At 50.4% G+C, this 25,013-nt stretch carries 17 protein-coding genes; 13 read left to right on the top strand and 4 right to left on the bottom strand.

The window, feature by feature from the left end; translation table 11 throughout:
* Window positions 1–11: 11 nt before the first annotated feature.
* From QP938_08355 to QP938_08325, 7 genes are all read left to right on the top strand, one after another.
* A complete protein-coding gene (locus QP938_08355) occupies window positions 12–983 on the top strand; it encodes a hypothetical protein (GenBank protein ID WIO73317.1) in 972 nt (323 codons plus the stop codon).
* On the top strand, window positions 983–5,458 hold the full coding sequence (locus QP938_08350) for an EAL domain-containing protein (protein WIO73316.1): 4,476 nt from the start codon (window positions 983–985) through the stop codon (window positions 5,456–5,458). Before QP938_08355 ends, QP938_08350 begins: the two co-directional genes overlap by 1 nt.
* A gap of 88 nt (window positions 5,459–5,546) precedes the next feature.
* Window positions 5,547–6,170 carry an L-threonylcarbamoyladenylate synthase gene (locus QP938_08345; protein WIO73315.1) on the top strand — a complete coding sequence of 208 codons (624 nt, stop codon included), beginning with the start codon at window positions 5,547–5,549 and terminating at the stop codon, window positions 6,168–6,170.
* Between the two features lie 103 nt (window positions 6,171–6,273).
* Complete coding sequence (locus tag QP938_08340) at window positions 6,274–7,146, top strand: ScpA family protein (protein WIO75641.1); 873 nt, start codon at window positions 6,274–6,276, stop codon at window positions 7,144–7,146.
* A complete protein-coding gene (scpB, locus tag QP938_08335) occupies window positions 7,143–7,952 on the top strand; it encodes an SMC-Scp complex subunit ScpB (protein ID WIO73314.1) in 810 nt (269 codons plus the stop codon). The genes QP938_08340 and scpB overlap by 4 nt, the downstream gene beginning before the upstream one ends.
* Window positions 7,952–8,770, top strand: coding sequence for a pseudouridine synthase (locus tag QP938_08330; GenBank protein ID WIO73313.1), 819 nt, complete (start codon window positions 7,952–7,954; stop codon window positions 8,768–8,770). The genes scpB and QP938_08330 overlap by 1 nt, the downstream gene beginning before the upstream one ends.
* Before the next feature lie 208 nt (window positions 8,771–8,978).
* Window positions 8,979–11,333, top strand: coding sequence for a TonB-dependent receptor (locus tag QP938_08325; GenBank protein ID WIO73312.1), 2,355 nt, complete (start codon window positions 8,979–8,981; stop codon window positions 11,331–11,333).
* Window positions 11,334–11,396: 63 nt separating this feature from the next.
* Here QP938_08325 and QP938_08320 read toward each other — a convergent pair whose 3' ends face one another.
* The 4 genes from QP938_08320 to QP938_08305 form a co-directional block, all read right to left on the bottom strand.
* The gene (locus QP938_08320; GenBank protein ID WIO73311.1) at window positions 11,397–12,152 is read right to left on the bottom strand and encodes a YciK family oxidoreductase; all 756 of its coding nucleotides are present in this window, start codon (window positions 12,150–12,152) and stop codon (window positions 11,397–11,399) included.
* Complete coding sequence (locus QP938_08315) at window positions 12,149–12,808, bottom strand: HAD-IA family hydrolase (protein WIO73310.1); 660 nt, start codon at window positions 12,806–12,808, stop codon at window positions 12,149–12,151. Before QP938_08315 ends, QP938_08320 begins: the two co-directional genes overlap by 4 nt.
* A 98-nt stretch (window positions 12,809–12,906) precedes the next feature.
* Window positions 12,907–13,620 carry a bifunctional 2-polyprenyl-6-hydroxyphenol methylase/3-demethylubiquinol 3-O-methyltransferase UbiG gene (ubiG, locus tag QP938_08310; GenBank protein WIO73309.1) on the bottom strand — a complete coding sequence of 238 codons (714 nt, stop codon included), beginning with the start codon at window positions 13,618–13,620 and terminating at the stop codon, window positions 12,907–12,909.
* Between the two features lie 310 nt (window positions 13,621–13,930).
* The gene (locus QP938_08305) at window positions 13,931–15,250 is read right to left on the bottom strand and encodes a TRZ/ATZ family hydrolase (protein WIO73308.1); all 1,320 of its coding nucleotides are present in this window, start codon (window positions 15,248–15,250) and stop codon (window positions 13,931–13,933) included.
* A 247-nt stretch (window positions 15,251–15,497) separates the two neighbouring features.
* Between QP938_08305 and gyrA the strand changes: the two genes are divergently transcribed.
* From gyrA to ihfB, 6 genes are all read left to right on the top strand, one after another.
* Window positions 15,498–18,059 carry a DNA gyrase subunit A gene (gene gyrA / locus QP938_08300; protein ID WIO73307.1) on the top strand — a complete coding sequence of 854 codons (2,562 nt, stop codon included), beginning with the start codon at window positions 15,498–15,500 and terminating at the stop codon, window positions 18,057–18,059.
* 60 nt (window positions 18,060–18,119) lie between these two features.
* Entirely contained in the window at window positions 18,120–19,199 is a 1,080-nt protein-coding gene (gene pheA / locus QP938_08295; protein WIO73306.1) for a prephenate dehydratase, read from the top strand.
* Between the two features lie 122 nt (window positions 19,200–19,321).
* Window positions 19,322–21,565, top strand: a complete 2,244-nt coding sequence (locus QP938_08290; GenBank protein ID WIO73305.1) for a bifunctional prephenate dehydrogenase/3-phosphoshikimate 1-carboxyvinyltransferase — start codon at window positions 19,322–19,324, stop codon at window positions 21,563–21,565.
* 45 nt (window positions 21,566–21,610) lie between these two features.
* A complete protein-coding gene (cmk, locus tag QP938_08285; GenBank protein ID WIO73304.1) occupies window positions 21,611–22,309 on the top strand; it encodes a (d)CMP kinase in 699 nt (232 codons plus the stop codon).
* 202 nt (window positions 22,310–22,511) lie between these two features.
* Window positions 22,512–24,197 carry a 30S ribosomal protein S1 gene (gene rpsA, locus QP938_08280; protein ID WIO73303.1) on the top strand — a complete coding sequence of 562 codons (1,686 nt, stop codon included), beginning with the start codon at window positions 22,512–22,514 and terminating at the stop codon, window positions 24,195–24,197.
* A 400-nt stretch (window positions 24,198–24,597) separates the two neighbouring features.
* Entirely contained in the window at window positions 24,598–24,891 is a 294-nt protein-coding gene (gene ihfB, locus QP938_08275; GenBank protein ID WIO73302.1) for an integration host factor subunit beta, read from the top strand.
* The last annotated feature ends 122 nt before the right edge of the window (window positions 24,892–25,013 follow it).

The raw sequence follows: 25,013 nt of genomic DNA, 5'->3' as shown, positions 1-25,013 counted from the left end.
GAATTGAATGAATGAATAAGATCAATTCGAAAGAGAATAGGTCTTGGTTCAAGGGACTTTGTTGGGCGCTTTTTGTTTTTTCTTGTCCTTCCTGGGGTAGTGAAAAAGCACCGAGTTTGGCTGTCTTGTATCCGGAATATAGCAAGCAGTCCTATAAACTTATCTTTAATACTATAGTTGAGGGCATTGAAAGAGGGTTCAAAAAGGCCTCGGATGGCAAAGACGCAATAGTCCTTCGATTTGAACTGGATGAGATGGTGAGTAGTGAACAGCTCCATGACAGGCTTCAAAAAGAGCGAGTTGACGTTACCGTAGCCTTGGGCAATAAAGGCTTGAACGTGGTTGAGGGAATGCCTCCGTTAAGTCCGGTATTGTTCGGGGCGGTAAACTCATTGGATGAGAACAAGGCTTGCGGCATTACAATGGTCCCTCCAGCAGGCCTTGTGTTAAAGACGCTCCGCTCAATGACCTCAAAGGTTAATGATGTTCACATAGTTTACGATCAGGAAAAACAGGCTGATATATTTTCTGAAGCGAAGAGTGTCGGTGCTTTGTATGATCTGGAGGTCCACGGCTATCCCGTGGACAACTTGGGTGAAGCCATCAGGGCTTACCAATCCATTATTGATAGCGATAACCCTGAGACGCAATCTATCTGGTTAATTTCCAATAAATCGGTAATTGATCAGGATATCTTAACCGATGTTCTCAAAAAGGCCTGGGCCAAAAATGTGGTGGTTTTCTCGTCAGTTGCTACCCATGTCCAGAGGGGAGCCTTATTTGCACTCTATCCGGACTATGCCGGTATGGGCGAAAGGTTGGGAGAAATGGCATATTTGGCTATGAATTCAAGTGAAGGTTGCAAGGTGGAGCCGGTAGTTAACGTTCATATTGCAATTAATTGGCGAACCAGTGATCACTTGGGGTTGAATCCCAGTAAGGAAATCAGGGATAAGATCCTAATGGAATTTCCGGCAAACTGATGAAAAAAACAATCTTCTCTATTTGGAATCAATGGGACTTCCGTCGTCAGCTAACAACGGTATTTGCCGTTGGTGTGATTTTTTTGGCGGTAGCGACTACAACGGCTATTACCCGGATTTCTTCAGGTATTGTTCGGGAGCAAATGATTGAGCATGGCAGGCAAAATACTGCCATTTTTGCCAATGCAGGCGCATACCCGGTTCTGAGTGGTGATCCTATTACGGCTCAAAAGGCATCAGATCATGTGTTGGGTTTTGATGATGCTGTTGCCACAGGCATCTATTTTCAGGACGGCACAGTCCGACTGGAGAGTGGTGATATCGATTTAATACGCCGGATTGAAAATTTGCCAATCCATAGTGGTTCATCAGCAGAAATTGTTTATGAGACTGATCTCTACTGGCAGTTTGCCGCACCTCTAATCTCTAAAGGAGATGATACTGATTCCCCCTTTGATACAGAAGGAGATGACACCGGACCCGAGCGGTTGGGCTGGGTTCTGGTGGTGGTCAGTAAGGCAAGCCTGCATCAAATGGAGGCAGCCATCTTAAGAGGCAATGTCATTGTCTCAATCGGCATATCGATGATGCTGTTGTTTTTGCTGCTGTTGTTATCCAACAGGGTTTCAAGGCCTCTAAGTCAGCTATCAGAGATAATGCATCGTGCCGAGCAGGGAGAGAAAAAGCTACGGGCAGATATTTCGGGGCCATGTGATATTACCAATATGCAGCATGCTTTTAATACCATGATGATGGTGTTGGAACGTCGCGAGTTGGAATTGTTGCAGGCAAAAGACGCTGCCCTTGAATCTGCACGAATAAAAGGAGAATTTGCAGCAAACGTCAGTCATGAATTGAGAACCCCCATGAATGCTGTGCTGGGGATGCTCGATCTGTTAATGACAATGGGGCTGAGCCAGAAACAGAAAGAGTATGTTGAAACAGCCAAGTCATCAGGAGAAGTGTTGCTTGAGCTGATTGACGGAGTTCTGAACTTCTCGAAAGTTGAATCTGGTGCCATGGTTCTCAACTCGGAAGATACCTATATAGAAGACCTTCTGGATGAAGTGGTCAGCCTGATGTCAGGTAGCGCTCAAAAGACCAAGGTGGATCTTGGGTATATTTGTGCTGACGATGTACCGCAATTGATCAGTATTGATTCTGCCAGGGTGCGGCAGGTATTGATTAATCTGGTGGGTAATGCAATCAAATTCACTTCCCAGGGCGAAGTGGCTATTCGTCTGATGGTCGAATCGCCTGATGAAGGTTCCGTTGTTTTACGCTTTTCTGTGACAGATACAGGAATAGGAATTTCGCCCGAAGCCCAACAGAAAATATTTGAACCCTTCACACAGGCGGACTCGTCGACTACTCGCCAGTATGGTGGTACAGGTTTGGGGCTTGCTATCAGTCGACGAATAGTCAGCATGCTCGGCGGTGACATCGGAGTAAGCAGCACCCTCGGAAAGGGCAGTACGTTCTGGTTTACGATCCCATTGAAGGAAAGTGAAATTGTATCGAAGACTATTTCACGCAGGGTCACACCATCAGAAGTGGTAGCAATGAAGCTGCTCTGTGTTGGCAGCAGCGAAATTGTTAGGGATTACCTCTCCTCGCACTTGCTGCGATGGGGAGTTGAAAGTGAATTTCTTGATAACTCTCTCCTGGCGATGAAACTATTGAGGGAGAGAGCTAAATCTGATGATGCTTTTGACCTGGTTGTTCTGGATGAGCATGTTGAGGGTCTGAAGGCAGTTGATGCGGTTAAATTGATTGCTCAGGAACCGGACTTGGCCGGGATTAATGTTTTGGTGTTGATGAGCCCCTGGAGCGAGTATCAGTCTCTGTATCCTGAGCATGTTGTTCGCCTAACCAAGCCATTGCGGAATGGCTCATTATTTGAAATTTTACAATCCATAGCCGGTGTTAGTGTCAGCGCAAATACTGATATAGCCCCAAGCCGCCCGCTCAATTCGTTTAGTAAACGTATTCTGGTTGCAGATGATAACAGGGCCAATCAACAGGTCGCTATTGGTATGTTGGAGCGCCTTGGTTGTGAAGTTGTCATCGCCGAAAATGGTGAAGAAGCCTTCAACCATGTGTTGAGAGGTGCTTTCGATCTGGTTCTGATGGATTGCCAGATGCCGGTTATGGATGGCTACGAAGCAACTACGCGAATCAGAAAGTTTGAGGGTGAAGATCACCTGCTGCCTATCATCGCCATGACAGCTAATGCTTCAGAAGAAGAGGAGCAGCGTTGCCTTCAGGCTGGAATGAATGGATTCCTACCCAAGCCACTACGCCTTGAAAGCCTTAAAAAGAATCTTGCTAAATGGTTTGCATCTGAAGAACAGGTTACTGATCAGCAAGCTGTTCATGAAGTAGCAAACACTTATGAAGTAATCAATACAACAACATTTGATCAACGTATATTGGAAGAGTTGCGAAGCAGTGTCGGTGAAGTCGTTGACTCAATGATTGAGGCGTTTCTTGAGGATACACCGGTTTATCTTCAGTCTGTTAAATACGCTGCTGCTGAGCAGGATGCCAAACAACTCAGAGAGTTGGCGCACCTGATCAAGGGTAGTGCTTCGAATTTTGGTGCGATAGAAGTTGTCCGAATCAGCAAGGAACTGGAAGATTGTGGAAGCCGTGGCGAAGTAGAAGGTGTCGGGGCAATTGTCAGCAACTTAATGAAGGCTTTCGACCGGTTAAGAAAAGATCTTGAAGGTGAATTGACACAAGTAGTGCAAGGAGCGATGGGCAAACAGACCGGCGCTACATACACGATTTTGATCGCGGACGACGACCGCACCATGAGGATGGCATTGCGCAATGCGTTGGAAAGCGATGAATACCTGATCGAAGAAGTTCAAAATGGTGTCCATGCTGTTGCCATCTGTCAGCGCAAGATACCTGATCTGATTTTAATGGATGCCATGATGCCAGAGGTTGATGGCTTTACTGCCTGTCAACAAATCAGGGATTTGCCTAACGGCTCCGAAGTGCCAATTTTGATGATCACAGCTCTTGATGACGAAGACTCAATCAACCGTGCATTTAAGGCGGGAGCAAGTGATTATATTCCCAAGCCGGTCCACTTTTCTGTAATGCAACAAAGAGTTGCCCGCATGTTGCAGGCAAGTCGAAACGAAAAACATGTGAAGAAGCTTGCTTATCAGGATCCGTTAACAGGCTTGCCTAACCGTGCCAACCTGTTGCAGCAGATGCGGGTGATCATCAGTCGTGCTGCTTTAAATGATGAAATGGTTGCAGTGCTCTTCCTTGATCTGGATCGTTTCAAGGTTGTGAACGACTCTTTGGGGCATGATACGGGCGACCTGCTGTTAAAAGCTGTAGCTGAGCGTATCAGGCGCTGTCTGCGTGAAAACGATATTGTGGCTCGCCTTGGTGGTGATGAATTTACTATCGTGCTGGAGGGGCTGAGTAGCCCGGCCCTTGCTGCTAAAGTGGCAGAAAAAATTCGGGACAGTATCAGCAAACCTTTTGTGTTTTTACAGCAAAAGATGTTTGTTACTACCAGTGTCGGTATTTCTGTTTATCCCCATGATGGAACCGATGTCGGAACACTTCTCAAGCATGCTGACTCGGCAATGTTTACTGCCAAGGAAAAAGGTAATCGAATCCAGTTCTACGAACACGGAATGGAAGACCAGATATACAGCGTATTGGAATTGGAGCGTGAGCTCAGGGTTGCCCTGGAAGAAAATCAGCTCCGACTGTTCTATCAGCCACAGGTTAACCCTAAAACCGGTGAAGTGGTCTCTGCAGAAGCATTGATTAGATGGCAGCATCCGGAACGAGGTCTGTTGTATCCAGGTAAATTTATTCCGATGGCAGAAGAGTCCGGTTTAATTAATGATCTGGGGAATTGGGTGCTGCGGGAAGCATGCCGTCAACTCAGTGAATGGGTGAAGCTGGGTTATCGATTCAGGTTAGCTGTGAATTTCTCAGGACGTGAGTTGCAAGCGGAAGGTTTGGTACACAGGCTGAATAACCTGATTCGGGAATATAATATTCCACCGGAATTATTAGAGATCGAAATCACTGAGAGTATGCTGCTGGAGCACCATGATCGAATCATTGAGGATCTGGGGCGCATCAAAGAAATGGGTGTTACTCTTGCTATTGATGATTTTGGGAGTGGATACTCATCCCTGAATTACCTGAAGCACTTGCCTGTAGATGTTCTCAAACTGGATCAAATATTTGTTCACGATCTGGACGGCGATGAGGACAGCCAGGCGATTGTTGCCGGTATAGTTGGCCTTGCTAAAAATCTTGGTTTGCAAACGGTGGCAGAAGGCGTAGAAACAGAGATGCAGCGCACCATTTTGACAGAGCTCGGGTGCGATATGCTTCAGGGATTCCTGTTTAGCCAGGCGATTCCCCCTGATGAATTTGAAGAGAGCTTCCTAAAAATCATGGAAGGGGCTGAACAGATAGATTCCTAGATCAGTTTTATCGGGGGTTAGGAGGTTGATTAATCTTCGGTATTACTGAATAGTCTCTATCAATATAGGCGTTCATTCAGGCATTTAAATGACTCAGATTTTGACCATTCACCCGGATAACCCCCAACAGCGTTTGATTCGTCAGGCAGTTGAGGTTGTCCACAAAGGCGGGGTAATCGCTTACCCAACCGATTCTGCTTATGCACTTGGCTGCCACATTGGTGACAAGTCGGCTCTTGATCGCATTCGCACTATTCGACAATTGGAAAAAAAGCATAATTTCACATTGATGTGTCGCGACCTTTCCGAGCTGGCTACTTATGCCAGGGTGGATAATGTGGTCTATCGAATGTTGAAGAGTCACACACCAGGTCCTTATACCTTTGTATTGGAAGGGACGTCTGAAGTGCCTCGCAGGCTGATGCACCCGAAAAGGAAGACGATTGGGCTGCGCGTCCCTGATAACCCAATAACTTTGGCCCTGCTGGAAGAGTTGGGTGAGCCGATGATGTCTGTCACCCTGCACATGCCAGGCGACGAGTACCCGTTAACCGACCCTTATGATATTCGCGACTCCCTACAGTCCAGAATTGATCTTGTGATAGACGGTGGCTATTGCGGTCTTGAGCCTACATCGGTGCTGGATCTGACCGGGGAGTTGCCTGAAATCCTCAGGGTTGGCATGGGTGATGTCAGCGACTTTGAAGCGTGACCACGCGCCTCTATACAGTGGGCGATGTCGATAGGCACATACCCCCAATGCCAGTATAATCATCCGTTTATAGAACAGGCCGACGGGGTTAGTAGTGACAGATATATCCGCAGAGCAGACCGAAGAGATTGCGGTTGCCGAGCCAGAACAGGCCGAAGAGTCTACGCCTGAACGCCCCAGCCAAGGGGAAATGCCGTTTGCTATGGTGCACGGCAAGGCCATTACTGAGCTCCCTAAAGACCTGTACATTCCCCCTGAAGCACTGGAAGTGTTTCTTGAGGCCTTTGAGGGACCGCTTGACCTGCTGTTATACCTCATCAAGCGCCAGAACCTCGACATCCTTGAGATTAACGTTGCGGAAATTACTCGACAGTACATGAACTACGTCGAGATGATGGAGGCCATGCAGTTTGAGCTAGCTGCTGAATACCTGCTGATGGCGGCGATGTTGGCAGAGATCAAATCGCGCATGTTACTGCCCCGTCAGGAAGAGATTGAAGATGAGGAAGACCCGCGCGCTGAGTTGATTCGACGCTTGCAGGAGTACGAACGCTTCAAACGCGCTGCGGAAGAGGTGGACGAGTTGCCTCGCGTAGGTCGCGATATATTTGTGGCCAGTGCCAAAGAGCCGGATCGTAATCATCAACGTCCCCACCCGGAAGTGAGCATGAAGGAACTGCTGTTGGCGCTTTCTGATGTGCTGCGGCGTGCGGAAATGTTTGAAAGCCACCAGGTTCAGCGTGAAAAGCTTTCCACGCGCGAGCGAATGACCCAGGTTCTGGAGAAGCTTAAAGGACGTCAGTTTGTACCTTTTGTTAGCTTGTTTACTGCCACAGAGGGCAAGCTGGGTGTGGTGACCACCTTCCTGGCCGTGATGGAATTGATTAAAGAGTCCCTGGTGGAAATCGTTCAGACAGAAATATTTGGCCCGATACACGTCAAGGCGCGTGACGGCTCAGAAGCGGAAACAATATGACAGACCTGAATCAACTTAAACAAATTGTCGAGGGTGCCTTGTTGGCAGCTGGTCGGCCACTGGATATACAGCACATAGAGGCGCTATTTGAAGAGGATCAGTGCCCTGAAAAAGATGACATTCGTCAGGCACTGGAAGAAGTTGCTGTTGATTGCGCAGGACGTGGTTTTGAATTGAAAAAGGTAGGCAGTGGCTACCGTTTTCAGGTACGCCAGGAGCTTTCCCAATGGATTAATCGTCTTTGGGAAGAGAAGCCCCAGAGGTATTCGCGGGCAGTACTGGAGACCCTGTCATTGATCGCCTATCGCCAGCCTATTACCCGTGGTGATATCGAAGAGATTCGTGGTGTATCCGTCAGTTCGCAAATTATCAAAACGCTGCTTGAGCGGGAGTGGGTTCGTGTAGTTGGTCATCGCGATGTACCGGGGCGCCCATCTCTTTACGCAACGACCCGTCAATTTTTGGATTATTTCAACCTTTCAAGCCTTGATGAATTGCCGCCCCTGGGTGAGCTGCGTGATATCGATGAGATTGATCCGGAGATGGAGCTGGATATAGGTGATGATTCTGCAGAGGCCACTGAGATCACAGATCAACAGCAATCGGTTGATGAAGATGAAGAGGTTGTGGTTGAAGAAGGTTCGGCGGACACCGGGGTTGATGAAGGTGATGTAAGTGAAGAGCAGGCTTCCCTGCTGGTAGAAGCTGACGAAGAAGATATGGAAGCTGAATTCCCGGAAGAAACTCCACAAGTGGAGAGCCGCGAATCTCAGGATGAATCTGAAGACTGGACGGAGCCGCGCTGATGTCTGAAAAATTACAGAAAGTATTGGCTGCTGCCGGACTCGGTTCCCGCCGTGGTATGGAGCAGTGGATTACCGATGGTCGTATCAAAGTAAATGGCCAGGTGGCAAAGCTTGGGGATCGGGTTGGTCCGGAGGACAGTATCCAGGTAGATGGCCGGCCGCTGAATCGCCCGGCGCAGCGTACCCGCACCAGGGTGCTTTTGTACAACAAGCCAACTGGTGAAATTTGTACCCGCTCTGATCCTCAGGGCAGACCGACAGTATTTGAACGTTTGCCGGTGCTAAAAGGCGAACGCTGGGTATCGGTGGGGCGTCTGGATATTAATACCAGTGGAATGTTGCTGTTTACCAATGATGGTGAATTGGCCAACAAGCTGATGCACCCCAGCTCCAATATTGACCGTGAATATCTGGTTCGTGTTCATGGTGAGGTCGACGAAGCCATGCTGAAACGCCTTAAAGAAGGTGTTTTGCTGGAAGACGGCATGGCGAAGTTTACTGACATTGTGCCTGGCGAGGAGAGTGGTACAAACCGTTGGTTTACTGTTGCCTTGATGGAAGGGCGCAACCGTGAAGTGCGTCGTCTTTGGGAGTCCCAGGGCGTGGAGGTCAACCGACTGAAGCGGGTTAGATTCGGGCCGATTTTCTTCCCGTCTTTTCTGCGTGAGGGGCAGTGGATCGACCTGGAACCGAGAGACATCAAGGTGCTTTGCCAGCAGGCTGGCATTAAACCGGTCAACCTCGGTAATCCAACCAAAGAAGAGCGTGTTGAGCGGGAGCGTAAGGAGAGCCGACTGCGTTCTCGCGGGCGTTCCTGATTTTTCAAATAGCGTGTTCAGGCAGTAAAAACCTTGTTGCCTGAACACCGCTTCAAAACAATATTTCTACCTGCTTTGCATTTTCTATTTATTTAGCTTTGTGCTGGCAACATTCCTGATAATCCTTGGAATCTATCGGTAATACAGTGTTTGCCGGTGGTGTAATTGTCCTCTAAAATTACTAAAAAATATAAAGAGGGTAGTTTAAGTGCAAAAATTCAAGGTCATTCCTCGTCGATTGCTGTCTCTGTCGATTGCCTCGGTTATATCGGCTTCAGCGTTTCCAGTTCTTGCAGAAGGCACTGAGCTGGAGGAAATTATCACCGTTGCCCAGAAACGCCCTCAAAGTCTAAGGGATGTACCTATCTCAGTAAGTAACGTATCGGGTGAGAAACTCGATAATGCACAGATTAATGATCTTGAAACCCTGACTACCTACATTCCCAATTTCAGCATGAACCAAACCGGTATTGGTTCGACATTGACCGTTCGCGGAATCAGTTCCGGTATTAACCCGGGTTTTGAACAGTCGGTGGGGCAATATGTTGATGGTATTTATTACGGCCGTGCTCAATTAAGCCGCATTCCATTCCTCGACTTGTCGCAAATTGAAGTGTTGCGCGGACCACAGGGAACACTGTTTGGTAAAAACAGTATTGCCGGCGCGGTCAGTTTGAATACCGCACGTCCGACCAGTGAATTTGAAGGCAGTATTACCGCATTATATGAGCCGGGAGATGATGAACAGGATCTCCGCCTGGTGCTTTCCGGACCGTTGTCAGACAGCGTTCGTGGTCGCTTGGCAGTGCTGGATCGTTCCATGGAAGGTTACGTTGAAAATACCACTTTGGGACGCGATGAAAAACAAGAAGACGAACGCGTCATTCGTGGATCTATCGAGTGGGATATCAGTGAGAATTGGTTGTTGTTCGCAAAAGCCGAGCGCACTGAATTTGATGTTGATGGTCGCAATATCGAAATGTTTAACAGTGTTGCACTGCCCGGTGGTCCTGACTACCTGACTGTTTTGAATACAATTCAGGGAGTACTTGGGCGTGATCCGGTGGATGGCAATCTGGATAGGGTTCGTGATTCCAATGGCGATAACAGCCGGGATACCGTTGATAATTTAACGGTAGAGCTTAAATATCAACTTGGCGAGCATACGCTTAGCTGGATTTCTGGTTTGGTTGAGTATGATCATACCGAGTTGTGTGACTGTGACTTTACCGGCGCGAAAATTTTTATTGCCGATGGCTCGGAAGATTTTGAACAGGTCAGCCATGAGTTACGCCTGACCTCTCCTGTGGGAGGGGTATTTGATTATGTGGGCGGGCTATTTTACCAGAGTAGCGAATTGGATTTTATGGATCGCTTGCTGGTACCAACAGACAGTATTCTGGTTGCTACACCGGCATCTGCTCTGGTGGGCTTATCTTCAGAGCGCATATTTACCCAGGACTCTGATCTTTGGGCGGCGTACTTCCAGGGAACCTGGCATATCAATGATGATTGGCGCCTTACTCTGGGGGGGCGTTTTACCAGTGAGCAGAAAGATGCATCCCGTCGTCAGTCGCACTTTGATGCATCAGGCAATGAGCAGGGGGCATCTAACCCTTTCTTGAACGCAGTTATCAGTGTGGTAAACATCGAGGCATACGACACTATTCGTGATTCACGTGATGAAAATGCCTTTACGCCGCTAGTGACAATGCAGTGGGATGTCACTGATGATGCGATGCTGTATAGCACCTGGACCAAAGGCTTTAAATCCGGTGGCTTTGATGTACGCTCCAATGCCCATCCGGACCCGGCTTATGTAGCACTGGGAACTTCACCGTCTCTAGTGGGTACTTTTGAGTTTGATGAAGAAGAAGCTACTAATCTCGAGTTGGGTGGAAAGTTTTTGCTTCTCGATGGCTCAGCTGAACTGAATGTTGCTGCCTTTTTTACCGATTACAAAGACCTGCAAGTCTCGCAGTTTGATGGCATTCTCGGGTTTAACGTCACTAACGCAGCGGAGGCCAGCATCAAAGGCTTTGAAGTCGAGAGTCGCTGGCAGGCTACCAATCAGCTCTCCTTTGCCGGATCGCTTTCCTATCTCGATTTTGAGTACGATAAATTCCCAAACAGTCAGTGCTACTTCGGACAACCGGATCTGGATGGTGACCGACTTTGTGATGTAAGTGGCGAGCGAAAAGAATACACGCCTGAGTGGCGCTGGACACTGGTAGCTGACCACCGCATGCCAATAGGCGAGCAATATGGACTGCACAGCTCGCTGGATCTTCTCTACGTGGATGACTATCTGTGGAACCCGACTCTGGATCCGCGCACTGAGCAAGACAGTTACACCGAGGTAAATGCCCGTATCAGTCTGGCGCCCAATGATGGAAAATGGGAGTTGGCGCTGGTAGGTAAAAACCTCACCAATCAGGATGTGGTCAACTACGGTGGAGATGCACCGTTGGCATCACTGCTGACCAGTGGGTTTGGTAACGCCTATTATGCCTTTATTAACCGCGATCGTAGCGTGGCTATTCAGGCAAAATACAATTTTTAAATCCTGGTTTAATCAAATTATAAGATTGTATTTATGACAAAAAATAAGGCTCCATTTGGGGCCTTATTTTTTTACCTGGGCATCAAAACTTTCCCCGGAAATTCCCTTGCTGTCCGGCCCCATCAGGTAGAGATAAGTCGGCATGATGTCGGCAGGGGTGGGAAGGGTGGCTGGATCTTCTGCGGGATAGGCGGCTGCGCGCATCGCAGTGCGTGTTGCTCCCGGATTGATGCAGTTCACGCGAATACGACTGGTGCCTTCCAGTTCATCGGCCAACACCTGTGCAAAGCCTTCAGTAGCAAATTTGGATACAGAATAAGCGCCCCAATAGGCGCGCCCTTTTCGGCCAACACCGGAACTGGTAAAAACGATAGAAGCATCTTTGGATTGTTCCAGTAGCGGCAAGAGGGCTTTGGTAATCAGGAATTGTGCGGTGACATTTACCTGCATCACTTTATTCCAGCTGTTGAGCGTAAAATTGGCAATTGGCGTACGCTGTCCCAATTGCCCGGCGTTGTGCAGCAATCCATCCAGATGACCAAATTCAGCGTTCAAAGCGTCCGCCATTTCGATGTATTGATCCTCATTTGCCCCTTCCAGATCTATTGGGTAGATGGCGGGTTGCTTGCCGCCAGCGGCGACAATTTCGTCGTAAACCTGCTCCAGCTTGGGAACAGTTCGACCAATCAAAACCACTTCTGCGCCGTGAGCAGCAAAGGTTAATGCTGCCTGTCGACCAATGCCGGCTCCGGCACCAGTTACTGCAATAATACGGTTTTCCAGGCAGTTGGCCGGTGCCTGATAATCTCTTGGGTTCATAGCATGTTTTCCAGAATTTTTTTCAAATCGCGGGAGTCGTGGGCGATAAAATCGGCCTGCCAGTCTTCAGCGCGTTCATCGGCGTGCAGATAGCCGTAAGCGGCGGCAATCGTTTTTGCGCCAGCATTTTTTCCAGCCTGGATATCGCGAAGATGGTCACCAATGACAACAGACTCAACAGGTTGGCAGCCAATTTGCCGACAGGCTAACTCAATTGATTCGGGGTGAGGTTTTGTCTGGCTGACATGATCCGGACATATCGCCGTCATCGGGGTCAGCGCTAATCCTTCGAGAATTGGTGTGGTGTAGAGCTCGGGTTTGTTTGTAACAATGCCCCAGGCAATATTGCGTTCTGCCAGCAGTTTAAGTACATCATCCAGACCCTCAAATAACCGGGTCTTGTTGGTCAGGCACTGCAGGTAATCATCCAGTAATTGTTGGCGCAGTCGTTCAAAATCCGGGTGATCGACAGGCAAATTAAAGGCAGTTTCAATCAGGCCTCGCGAGCCGTGGGTGACAGAGCCACGCACTTGCTGGTAACTCATTGCAGGTCTGGCTTCCTGGCTGAGCAGGCGATTTACAACATCGGTAAAATCGAGCGCAGTATCCAGCAGGGTGCCATCCAGATCAAAAAGTACAGCTTTTAATGCAGGCATTGGTAGTGTCTCTCTAGTGTCATCCTGAGCATAGCGAAGGATCTCGGAGCTGATCTTGCCGAGAGATCTTTCGCTAAGCTCAGGATGACGGAAGGTTGTTACGGCTTGTGGCAGTGCACCAGGTAATTTACATCAACATCGCGGGGATCCAGGCGATAGGTTTTGGTAAACGGGTTGTAAACCATTCCTGTCATGTGCTCGAGTTTTAACTCGGCGTCGCGAATCCAGCTGCCCAACTCGGACGGTCGAATAAATTTGCTGTATTCATGCGTCCCTTTAGGCAGCATTTTCAAAACGTATTCGGCACCGACAATGGCAAACAGGTAAGACTTTGGATTGCGGTTAATGGTCGAAAAGTAGATGTGGCCACCGGGTTTTACCAACTTGGTACAGGCGCGAATCACTGAGCCTGGGTCGGGTACATGTTCCAGCATTTCCATGCAGGTGACTACGTCGTATTGACCGGCGCGTTGCTCGGCCAGCTCTTCTGCAGTAATGCGCAGGTATTCCACCTCGACGCCGCTTTCCAGGCTGTGCAACTGCGCAACTTTTAAGGGGGACTCGGCCATATCGATGCCAGTTACCTTGGCACCTCGCTGCGCCATGGCTTCAGCCAGAATACCGCCGCCACAACCCACGTCCAGTAGCTTTATTTCGGCCACGGGAGAGTGCTGGTCAATCCAGTTTGCGCGCAGGGGGTTGATGTCGTGCAGCGGTTTGAATTCACTGTTAGGGTCCCACCAACGGCTTGCCAGTGCATCGAATTTGGCTACTTCGGCGTTGTCTACGTTTATATCGCTGTGTTCGCTCATTGAAATTTGCAGTCGTTCATTTAAGTTGGTGAATAGGATACAGGACGCTTGGATAGCAATCTAGAAATTAGGAATGATCGAAACCTTTCGCTGCGCTCAGGATGACACTTCCACCCAAAGTAGCCCTTTCCCTGGCCAGACAGGTCACGACGATTTGTCAGTATTATGAGGAGTGGCCTGTCTGGCCAGGGAAAGGGCGGGCTAGCTGTTCAGAACATATATAACAAGCTACTGAGATCCTTCGCGGCGCTCAGGATGACAGGATCAGAATATTGTCATTCAGAGCATAGCGAAGGGTTTTAAAATAGAATTAGCCAGCAATCTTCCCTGCCCACTGCCGGGCCTTGTGCATCACTTCTACCTGATCCAGCGTCGTCAGCTTTCTGTCACTAAGCAGGGCTTTGCCATTGACCCACACATGGCTTACCCGGTGGCTATTGTCCGTGTAAACCAGTTGTGAAACCGGATTGTACATTGGCAAAGTTTCAAGCTCACTCAGTTGTACCGCAACAAGGTCAGCAGCTTTGCCGGCTTCAATGCTACCGATTTTGTCACCCAGGCCTAGTGCATTAGCACCATTCAGTGTGGCCATTCTCAGAGTCTGGTGAGCATTCAGTGCGGCGGCATCACTGGCAACCGCTTTGGCGAGCATTGCGGCTGTGCGCATTTCCCCAAACATACTGAGGTCATTATTGCTGGCGGCGCCGTCTGTGCCCAGTGCCACGTTAATGCCATTGTCCAGCAGCTTTTGAACCGGACAGAAGCCGCTGGCAAGTTTTAAATTGGATTCCGGACAGTGCACTACATGTGCGCCACTGTCGCGAAGCACTTGAATGTCAGTATTGTCAATCTGGGTCATGTGAACACATTGCGTTAGCGGTGACATCAGCCCCAGTGACTGCAGACGTTGAGTGGGGCGCACACCGGTTTTTTCGATCTGCTCCGCCACTTCGCCTGCGGTCTCGTGAAGGTGGATATGCACTGGAGTACCGAGCTCTTCGGAGTAAGTGGCGATCTTTTCCAGTGGTTTATCGGACACGGTATAAGGCGCGTGTGGACCGAAGGCAATGTGCACCAGATCATTGCCTTTTACCTGGTCGCGAACAGCCAGTCCCTTGTGAATATATTCATCGGCTGAACCGGCCCAGTTGGTAGGGAAGTCCATTACCGGGAATGCAATCTGGGCGCGCATGCCCACCTTGCTGGTCACTTCGGCGGCGATTTCCGGGTAGAAGTACATGTCGGCAAAACAGGTGGTTCCGCTTCGAATCATTTCGGCAATGGCCAGTTCAGTGCCATCCTGCACAAACCGTGTATTGACCCACTTGCTCTCTGCTGGCCATATGTGCTCGTTGAGCCAGGTGTGCAGTGGGTAGTCATCAGCGTAGCCACGCAACAGGGTCATGGCGCAGTGGCCGTGGGCGTTCACCAATCCGGGAATAAGGGCGTGCTCAAGCAGCTCGATTTCCTGCTTGGCGCTGTAGCGATTGTCAGCTTCGCTATTGGGTACCACGGCGACAATTTCCCCCCGGTCAATGACCACAGCACACTTTTCCAGAACCTGATTGTGGGGTACCACCGGGATCAGCCAGCGCGGTTTGATGATCAGGTCGACAGATATGGCAGACATGAGGAATTCCCTGAAAATTGGTTTTTATAAAGGTGTTAAAGGATACAGTACATAGCCCGGCTCGCAAGGGGGCATTCGCTGGCTTTAAAGTACCGTTCAAAGGGCGTTCTGTGTGGTTTTTATGTTACACTGCCAAGCTTGTGTCACGTGCGTCCAGCGGAGTGATACGGGACTTTAAAGAGGCATCGCAAAAGTCGAATCATAATGATCGCGAGCCTTAAAATCGAATAAAGGAATCAGCAGTATCATGGGTGAAATTGCCAAAGAGATCCTGCCCGTCAATATCGAAGACGAGCTGCGTCAGTCGTACCTTGACTATGCCATGAGCGTAATTGTTGGCCGAGCGTTGCCGGATGTGCGCGACGGTCTGAAGCCAGTGCATCGCCGGGTTTTGTTTGCGATGAACGAGCTGAAAAACGATTGGAACAAGCCGTACAAAAAGTCCGCCCGTGTGGTGGGGGATGTAATTGGTAAATACCACCCGCACGGTGACTCGGCGGTTTATGACACAATTGTGCGGATGGCTCAGGATTTCTCCCTGCGTTATCCACTGGTAGATGGCCAGGGTAACTTTGGCTCCATTGATGGTGACTCTGCGGCGGCCATGCGATACACCGAAATTCGCATGGACAAGATTGCCCATTCGCTGCTGGCTGATCTCGATAAAGAGACTGTTGATTTTGTCGATAACTACGACGGCACAGAGCAGATTCCGGCTGTATTGCCGACTCGAGTACCGAACCTGCTGGTTAACGGTTCCTCCGGTATTGCGGTTGGTATGGCTACCAATATTCCGCCGCACAACCTCAGCGAAGTGATCTCTGCCTGTCTGGCCCTGATTGAAAATGAAGGCATCACCATTGATGAACTGATGGAACACCTTCCGGGACCCGATTTTCCCACTGGTGCCATCATCAATGGTAAAGCCGGTATTTTGCAGGCCTATCGCACCGGTCGCGGCCGCATTTACATGCGTGCCAAGGCAGAGGTGGAAACCGATGCCAAGGGCAAAGAGCGCATTATCATTCACGAGATTCCCTATCAGCTCAACAAGGCGCGCCTGATTGAAAGGATCGCCGAGCTGGTAAAAGAGAAAAAGATTGAAGGGATCAGCGAGCTGCGCGACGAGTCCGACAAGGACGGTATGCGCGTGGTTATCGAAATCAAGCGCGGCGAGATGGGTGAGGTGGTGCTCAATAACCTCTACGCCCAGACGCAGCTGGAAACTGTTTTCGGTATTAACAATGTAGCGCTGGTGGATGGCCAGCCGAAGCTGCTGAACCTCAAAGAGTTGCTGGAAGCCTTTATCCGTCACCGCCGGGAAGTGGTGACTCGTCGCACGGTTTACCTGTTGCGCAAGGCGCGCGAGCGCGGTCATATCCTGGAAGGTCTGGCGGTAGCCATCGCAAATATCGACCCGGTGATTGAGCTGATCAAGTCCTCACCGTCTCCGGCGGAAGCAAAAGAAGCACTGATTTCCCGCGGCTGGGATACCTCCGATATTACCCAGTTCCTGGAGCGCGCCGGTGACGATGCCTGCCGCCCGGAAGGGTTGTTACCCCAGTTTGGGGTTCGCGACGGTCAGTACTACCTGTCTCCGGAACAGGCTCAAGCCATTCTGGAGTTGCGCCTGCACCGACTGACGGGCATGGAGCACGACAAATTGCTGGCCGAGTACCAGGAAAAACTGCAGGAGATTGCCGAGTACCTGGGGATTCTGGGTAACCCGGAACGATTGATGGAAGTGATTCGCGAGGAGCTGGAAGCGGTTCGCGCCGAGTTTGGCGACGCCCGTCGCACCGAAATCATTGAATCCAAGCATGACCTGACCGTGGAAGACCTGATCAACGAAGAGGATCGGGTAGTGACAATCTCCCACGGCGGTTACGCCAAAACCCAGCCTCTGACCGATTATCAGGCCCAGCGCCGCGGCGGTATGGGTAAGTCGGCGACCCAGGTAAAAGACGAAGACTTTATCGAACACCTGCTGGTGGCCAACACCCACAGCACTATTCTCTGTTTTACCAACGCTGGCAAGGTTTACTGGCTCAAGGTGTACCAGATCCCGGTGGCCGGTCGTCAGTCTCGCGGTCGTCCGATGGTCAATCTGCTGCCTTTGGAAGAGGGTGAACGCGTTACCTCGATCCTGCCGGTGGATGAGTACAGCGATGACAAATTTATCTTTATGGCTACTGCCAATGGGACCGTGAAAAAGACACCACTCAGCGCCTTCTCTCGCCCGCGCAGTGTCGGTCTGATTGCCCTGGATCTGGTAGAAGATGACCGCTTGGTGGGTACTGCAATTACTGATGGAAGTTGTGATGTGATGCTGTTCAGTTCTGGCGGCAAGGCCGCGCGTTTGCGTGAGGGTGATGTGCGTTCCATGGGGCGTACAGCCAAGGGTGTTCGCGGTATTCGTATGAAGGATGGTGAACGAGTGTTGTCGTTGATTATCCCGCAAGAAGGTGGTCGAGTCCTTACTGTTTCAGAACATGGCTACGGCAAGCAGACACCGGTTGAGGATTTCCCAACCAAAGGTCGTGGCGGTCAAGGTGTGAAAGCTATTCAGTGCTCCGATCGCAATGGTCAGCTGGTAGGTGCCGAGCAGGTATTTGAAGGCGACGAAGTGATGCTGATCTCTGATCAGGGCACTCTGGTTCGCACTCGTTGCGAGGAGATTTCCACCTCCGGCCGTAATACCCAGGGCGTGCGCGTTATTCGCCTTAAAGAGGGTGAGCGCCTGGTGGGTCTTGCTCGTATCGAAGAGCAGGAAGAGGAAGAGTCTGAGTTGGCAGATTCTGAAGAGTAAAAACAGGTTGAGTTTCCCCCCTTTTTTAGGGGGGAGAAACAAGATAGCGAATCAAAAGTTATGACAGACGAAAAATTGGGTAAATTGCGTCAACAGATTGATACCCTCGACAAGCAGTTGCTTGAGTTGATCAGTCAGCGAGCCGATTGTGCAAAACAGGTGGCGGAAGTTAAATCCGCAAGCGGTGAAGTGTTCTACCGCCCTGAGCGTGAAGCACAGGTTCTTCGCAAAATTCTGGAGCAGAATCAGGGACCGCTGAATAACGAAGAGATGGCCAGATTGTTCCGGGAGATCATGTCGGCTTGTCTGGCACTTGAAGAGCCTGTAAAGGTTGCGTTCCTGGGGCCTGAAGGAACATTTACCCAGCAAGCGGCGCTGAAGCACTTCGGCCACTCTGCAGTAACAGTTTCCATGGCTGCAATTGATGACGTTTTCCGTGAAGTAATCGCCGGTGCCGCTGACTTTGGTGTGGTTCCGGTGGAGAACTCCACCGAAGGTGTTGTGAACAATACCCTGGACAGTTTCCTGGACTCCAATGTCTGTATTGCGGGTGAAGTTGAGCTACGCATTCACCAGAATTTCCTGATCGGGCCAAACACCAAGCCAGACAATATTACCCGGGTCTACTCGCATGCCCAATCACTTGCCCAGTGTCGTTTGTGGCTGGACTCCCACTATCCAAATATCGAAAGGGTTGCTGTCAGCAGTAATGCCGAAGCAGCTAAATTCGTGAAGGGTGAGTGGAACTCAGCGGCAATTGCCGGTGATATGGCAGCGGAAATGTTTGGGCTTACCAAGCTTCGCGAAAAGATTGAAGATCGACCGGATAACTCCACTCGCTTCTTTATCATCGGTCGGCAGACTGTACCTGCCAGTGGTGATGACAAGACATCCATTATTGTGACTATGCAAAACAGGCCCGGTGCGCTTCACGATCTGTTGCTGCCTTTTCATAATGCCCAGATTGACTTAACCCGCATTGAAACTCGCCCATCCCGTTCCGTTAAATGGAACTATGTGTTCTTTATCGATTTTAAAGGTCACAGGGATGACCCGGCAGTTACCGCTGTTCTGGATGAGGTTCGCGCCAAAGCCGCTGACGTCAAAGTGCTGGGTTCTTACCCCAAAGGGGTCCTGTAGGCTGCTGTTGATTTCGTGGGATTGAGTTGCCTGTTTAAATACAAACAGGCCTTCCCACGATTTCTGTAATTGCCTTTTTCGCGTCGATACGGGCGCTTTCTTATCACCTTACATTTTCTGCTATGGCTAAAATCTGTAACAAACTGGTGGTTATCGGTCTGGGTCTTATCGGCGGCAGCCTTGCCAAGGCGGCCCGAGTACGCGGTCTATGCCAGGAGGTGATTGGTGTAGCACGCGATGATTCAACCTGCCAGGCTGCGGTAGATCTGGGGGTGGTAGATCGAGCATTTGTCTCAATTAAAACCATTGCCGACGAGTTGAATGAAAATGACATCGTTGTCATAGCTGTTCCGACATTGGCCGTAGCAAAAGTTTTCCAGGAACTGAACGAGTGTCTTTCGCCAACTGTCACAGTGACGGATGTAGCCAGTGTGAAAGGCAGTGTTGTTGAAGATGCGAGGCGCATTTATGGCAAGTTGCCAATCCAGTTTGTGCCGGGGCACCCAATAGCTGGTGCCGAAAAAAGCGGAATCACGGCGGCGGACGAGAGCCTGTATGAAGGCTATAAAGTGATCCTGACGCCCTTGCCGGAAACGTCGACAGAACACTTGCGAAAAATTGACCGGCTTTGGAGTGCTGTGGGAGCTGAGCCACATCAAATGTCCGTGGAAGAGCATGATGAGGTGCTGGCTGCGACCAGTCATTTGCCTCATATGCTGGCGTTTTCTCTGGTTGATACCCTTGCCGGTATGCGTGAAAACCGCGAAATCTTTCGCTATGCCGCTGGGGGCTTCAGGGACTTTACCCGCATTGCCGGGAGCGACCCGGTCATGTGGCACGATATTGCACTGGCCAATGACAAGGCAGTGGTAAGCGTGCTGGATCAGCTCACAGATCACTTGAGCAGCCTCAGGCAGGCGATTATAGATCGGGACAGTGACCATTTGCTGGGGGTGTTTATCCGCGCCAAAGAGGCCCGTAACCACTTCACAAAGATGCTTGAAGAAAAACCTTATATGGAGCCAGAAAACGTGTCTGATATTGATCATTCCGTTGAATACATTGTGCAACCGGGTGGCGTTGTCCACGGCGAGATACGTGTCCCGGGTGATAAATCCATCTCACACCGATCTATTATGCTTGGTTCCCTGGCGGAAGGTATTACTGAGGTCACTGGCTTCCTTGAAGGTGAAGACAGTCTGGCTACCCTGCAGGCATTTCGTGATATGGGGGTGGTGATTGAGGGGCCAATAACGGATGAGAAGGGTCAGCGCCGAGTGACTATTCATGGAGTTGGCCTGCACGGACTCAAGGCGCCAGCCGGTCCACTGTATTTGGGGAACTCCGGCACTTCCATGCGGCTGTTGGCCGGGCTTTTGGCTGGACAGGCATTTGATACCGAATTAACTGGAGATCACTCCCTGTCGGGCCGTCCAATGAACCGGGTTGCTGTTCCACTGCGAGAGATGGGCGCAGAGATCGAAACCGCTGAAGGTGGCAGGCCACCCTTAAAAATCAAAGGTGGCAGCAAGCTGAAAGGTATTGATTACAAGTTGCCGATGGCAAGTGCCCAGGTGAAGTCCTGTGTGCTGTTGGCTGGGCTTTATGCGGAAGGGAAGACCAAAACAACTGAGCCAGCCCCGACGCGCGATCATACCGAGCGTATGCTGGAAGGTTTTGGGTATGAGGTAGAGCGGGACGGAGCTGTAGCAACTGTAGAATCTGGTGGCACTTTGAAGGCGACCTCAATTGATGTGCCGGCCGATATCTCTTCGGCTACCTTCTTTATGGTTGCAGCGGCCATTTCTCCTGGCTCGGATATCACCCTGACCCACGTTGGTATCAACCCGACCCGTGTTGGTGTTATCAATATTCTGCGCTTAATGGGCAGTGATATAGAACTCCTCAATGAGCGGGAAGTAGGTGGGGAGCCGGTTGCCGATATTCGAGTACGATATGCACCGCTTAAGGGAATCAAGATACCGGAAGATCAGGTTCCGCTGGCTATCGACGAATTTCCGGCGCTGTTTGTTGCAGCTGCCTGTGCTGAAGGGCAGACGGTTTTGACCGGAGCAGAGGAGTTGCGCGTCAAGGAGAGTGACCGTATTCAGGCGATGGCTGATGGATTGGTTGTGCTCGGTATTGATGCCCAGGCCACTGAAGATGGCATTGTGATTAATGGTGGCCAGATTAGTAGCGGAGAGGTGGAGAGCCACGATGACCACCGGATCGCGATGTCATTCACGATCGCTGGTTTGAGAGCAAGCGGTCCGATACGTATTAAAAACTGTAACAATGTCGCGACATCATTCCCCGGCTTTGTCGATCTGGCTCAAAAGGTAGGCATAAAGGTAGAAGATCACTGAAGACTCTTTTCAGGATCAGCCCAAAAGAAATGCATGGATAGAATTATGAATAAAGAAATACCCGTAATTACCGTTGATGGCCCAAGTGGATCCGGCAAAGGCACTATTTGCCAGATGTTGGCTAGTCGGTTGGGGTTTCACTTTTTGGATAGTGGTGCACTTTACCGTCTGCTGGGATTGGCAGCACGTCGTCATGCCGTGGCGTTGAATGATGAGGAGGCCATTACTCAATTGGCGGCTCATCTGGATGTTCGCTTTGAGGCTCAGGAAAATGGTGAGACTCGAGTATTGCTTGAAGGTGAGGTGGTCACCTCAGAGATACGTACGGAAGAGGCGGGGGCAGACGCCTCTCTGGTGGCAGCTATCCCTTCAGTTCGCGAGGCGCTGCTGCAACGTCAAAGAGCATTTGCCAAAGCCCCTGGTCTGGTGGCAGATGGTCGCGACATGGGCACCGTAGTGTTTCCTGAGGCGCAGGCCAAAGTTTTTCTTGATGCCAGTGCCGAAGTTCGTGCAGAACGCCGCTATAATCAGTTGATAGAAAAGGGTGAAAGTGTTACCCTCGGCGCCCTCGTCGAGCAGGTCCGTGCCCGCGATGAGCGCGATCGTCAAAGATCGGTCTCTCCACTGGTACCTGCCGAAGACGCTGAAGTAGTTGATTCCTCCGATATGAGTATCGACAAAGTACTCCAGACCGTGATGGAAATCATTGCACGTAAAGGCGTTGATACTGCAGTAAAGCAGTAAAGATTAGTGGCGAAATGCCGCGAAATACAGATTTGTCATCGCAGCCGTTGAGGGTGCGAACAAAGCCGGGCAGAGGCTTGCGATCAGTCAGAATTGCGCAGTCTCCACCCATACATTAATGACCCGTATAACTGGCTATACGGTTGCAGGGCGCTAACAAGCGAGTCTCGCCTGTTACCCCGACTACTATAGGTAGATTTTCATGTCTGTAAGCGAAAGCTTTGAACAACTCTTTGAAGAAAGCCTTAAAACCGTCGAAATGGCACCTGGTGCTATTGTTACCGGCGTTGTTATCGATATCGACCGCGATTGGGTTACCGTTCACGCTGGTCTGAAATCTGAAGGCGTTATCCCGGCCAACCAGTTCCTCGACGAAAACGGCGAGTGCACTCTGAGTGTTGGTGACGAAGTACAAGTAGCACTGGAAGCGGTAGAAGATGGCTTCGGTGCAACCCGTCTGTCTCGTGAAAAAGCCAAGCGCGCCGAAGCATGGACTGCGCTGGAAGCTGCTCACAATGCTGACGAAGTGGTTAAAGGTGTTATCTCTGGCAAGGTTAAGGGTGGTTTCACCGTTGACGTTCAAGGTCTGCGTGCCTTCCTGCCGGGCTCTCTGGTTGACGTTCGCCCGATTCGCGAAACTGCTCACCTGGAAGACAAGCCACTGGAATTCAAAGTTATCAAGCTCGACGCCAAGCGCAACAACGTTGTTGTTTCCCGTCGTGCGGTAATGGAAGAAGTGAACAGCGCTGAACGCGAAGAAGTTCTGGCCAAGCTGGAAGAAGGCGTACAGCTGAAGGGTATCGTGAAGAACCTGACCGACTACGGCGCGTTCGTAGATCTGGGCGGTATCGACGGCCTGCTGCACATCACCGACATGTCCTGGAAGCGTATCAAGCACCCAAGCGAAATCGTCAATGTTGGCGACGAGATCGACGTGAAGGTTCTGAAGTTCGACCGCGAGCGCAACCGCGTTTCTCTGGGTCTGAAGCAAATGGGCGAAGATCCTTGGGTGAACATCATCAGCCGTTACCCGGAAGGTGCACGTATCAAGGCCAAGATCACCAACCTGACCGACTACGGCTGTTTCGCCGAGCTGGAAGAGGGTGTGGAAGGTCTGGTACACGTTTCCGAAATGGACTGGACCAACAAGAACATCCACCCGAGCAAAGTTGTTCAACTGGGCGACGAAGTGGAAGTTATGGTTCTGGATATTGACGAAGAGCGTCGTCGTATCTCCCTGGGTATCAAGCAGTGCCACACCAATCCGTGGGACGACTTCGGCACCAAGCACAGCAAAGGCGACAAGATCTCCGGTAACATCAAGTCAATCACTGACTTCGGTATCTTCATCGGCCTGGACGGCGGCATCGACGGTCTGGTTCACCTGTCCGACATCTCCTGGAACGAAGCTGGCGAAGACGCCGTACGCAAGTTCAAGAAAGGTGACGAGCTGGAAACCGTTATCCTGTCTATCGACGCCGAGCGTGAGCGTATCTCCCTGGGCATCAAGCAGCTGGACAGCGATCCGTTCTCTGATTACGTAGCTACTAACGATAAAGGTACTATCGTTAAGGGCACCATCAAAGAAGTGGACGCCAAAGCCGCTATTGTTGTTCTGGCCGACGATGTAGAAGCTACCCTGAAAGCGTCTGAAATCAGCCGCGACAAGGTAGAAGATGCTCGCAACGTGCTGAAAGAAGGCGAAGAAGTTGAAGCCAAGATCGTTAACGTTGACCGCAAAAACCGCGTAATCAACCTGTCTATCAAAGCCAAAGACGTGGCTGAAGAGAAAGCAGCGATCAAAGAGCACAGCAAGGCTTCTGCCGAAGCAGCTCAACCGGCTACCATCGGTGACCTGATCAAGGCACAAATGGAAAACCGCGACTAATCAACACTGTTGATCAGTCAAAAAGGGCGACTTAGGTCGCCCTTTTTTTATGCCTGCGGATTTGATTGCGGCCCTTTACTGTGTTGCAACTTAGGGCGGCCACCGAATTTTGATGGGCATGTATTGGGTCTGATTTGTTGTGACCGTGGCCAGCATGGATGCTGGCCACGAGTCCCCATGGATGGGTTCACGACGTGTCACAACAAATCAGACCCAATACATGCTGGCACCCATATTTCAGGTTCCACCTTGGCATTTTGTGACGTAATCCATTGCTGGACAATTTCGCTGGCTTGCGTGATTTTGATCCGCACGTCGATCAATCCCTGAAAATTCATCAGCCAGTTGCAACGCATAGAAAAAAGCGTAATACTTTCAGCACGTTGCAGGATAATAAGCCATGACAAAATCAGAATTGATCGAACGCATCGCCACTCGCCATGACCAGCTTCCTCCCAAGGATGTGGAATTGGCTGTGAAAATGATTATTGAAAGCATGACCCAGGCACTGGTGGAGGATCGCCGTATCGAAGTGCGAGGGTTTGGTAGCTTCTGTCTTCATTTTCGAGCACCCAGGGTAGGCCGCAATCCCAAGACTGGCGACTCGGTCACTTTGTCGGGCAAGTATGTTCCTTATTTCAAACCGGGCAAGGAGTTGAGAGAGCGGGTTAATGAAAGCCTTAATGGCCATTGATCATTCGCTGCCTGTCATCCTCTCTGGCACTTATCCATTCCAATGTGCGGCTTCAGCCGCAAATTGATTGCGTATCAAAATCAGAATCACAGTATCCGCCTGTAAATTGTTTCCCGACAAAA

The sequence above is a fragment of the Porticoccaceae bacterium LTM1 genome (assembly GCA_030252795.1).
GTDB lineage: Bacteria > Pseudomonadota > Gammaproteobacteria > Pseudomonadales > Porticoccaceae > SCSIO-12696.
Note: the sequence above shows the minus strand (reverse complement) of the source record. Positions and strands in the feature narration are given on the sequence as shown.

What these genes read in the sequence shown, in the direction of transcription:
- QP938_08355 (WIO73317.1), top strand. Translation starts at nt 12, where the DNA reads ATGAATAAGATCAATTCGAAAGAGAATAGGTCTTGGTTCAAGGGACTT.
- QP938_08350 (WIO73316.1), top strand. Translation starts at nt 983, where the DNA reads ATGAAAAAAACAATCTTCTCTATTTGGAATCAATGGGACTTCCGTCGT.
- QP938_08345 (WIO73315.1), top strand. Translation starts at nt 5,547, where the DNA reads ATGACTCAGATTTTGACCATTCACCCGGATAACCCCCAACAGCGTTTG.
- scpB (WIO73314.1), top strand. Translation starts at nt 7,143, where the DNA reads ATGACAGACCTGAATCAACTTAAACAAATTGTCGAGGGTGCCTTGTTG.
- QP938_08330 (WIO73313.1), top strand. Translation starts at nt 7,952, where the DNA reads ATGTCTGAAAAATTACAGAAAGTATTGGCTGCTGCCGGACTCGGTTCC.
- QP938_08320 (WIO73311.1), bottom strand. Translation starts at nt 12,152, where the DNA reads ATGAACCCAAGAGATTATCAGGCACCGGCCAACTGCCTGGAAAACCGT.
- QP938_08315 (WIO73310.1), bottom strand. Translation starts at nt 12,808, where the DNA reads ATGCCTGCATTAAAAGCTGTACTTTTTGATCTGGATGGCACCCTGCTG.
- ubiG (WIO73309.1), bottom strand. Translation starts at nt 13,620, where the DNA reads ATGAGCGAACACAGCGATATAAACGTAGACAACGCCGAAGTAGCCAAA.
- QP938_08305 (WIO73308.1), bottom strand. Translation starts at nt 15,250, where the DNA reads ATGTCTGCCATATCTGTCGACCTGATCATCAAACCGCGCTGGCTGATC.
- gyrA (WIO73307.1), top strand. Translation starts at nt 15,498, where the DNA reads ATGGGTGAAATTGCCAAAGAGATCCTGCCCGTCAATATCGAAGACGAG.
- pheA (WIO73306.1), top strand. Translation starts at nt 18,120, where the DNA reads ATGACAGACGAAAAATTGGGTAAATTGCGTCAACAGATTGATACCCTC.
- QP938_08290 (WIO73305.1), top strand. Translation starts at nt 19,322, where the DNA reads ATGGCTAAAATCTGTAACAAACTGGTGGTTATCGGTCTGGGTCTTATC.
- cmk (WIO73304.1), top strand. Translation starts at nt 21,611, where the DNA reads ATGAATAAAGAAATACCCGTAATTACCGTTGATGGCCCAAGTGGATCC.
- rpsA (WIO73303.1), top strand. Translation starts at nt 22,512, where the DNA reads ATGTCTGTAAGCGAAAGCTTTGAACAACTCTTTGAAGAAAGCCTTAAA.
- ihfB (WIO73302.1), top strand. Translation starts at nt 24,598, where the DNA reads ATGACAAAATCAGAATTGATCGAACGCATCGCCACTCGCCATGACCAG.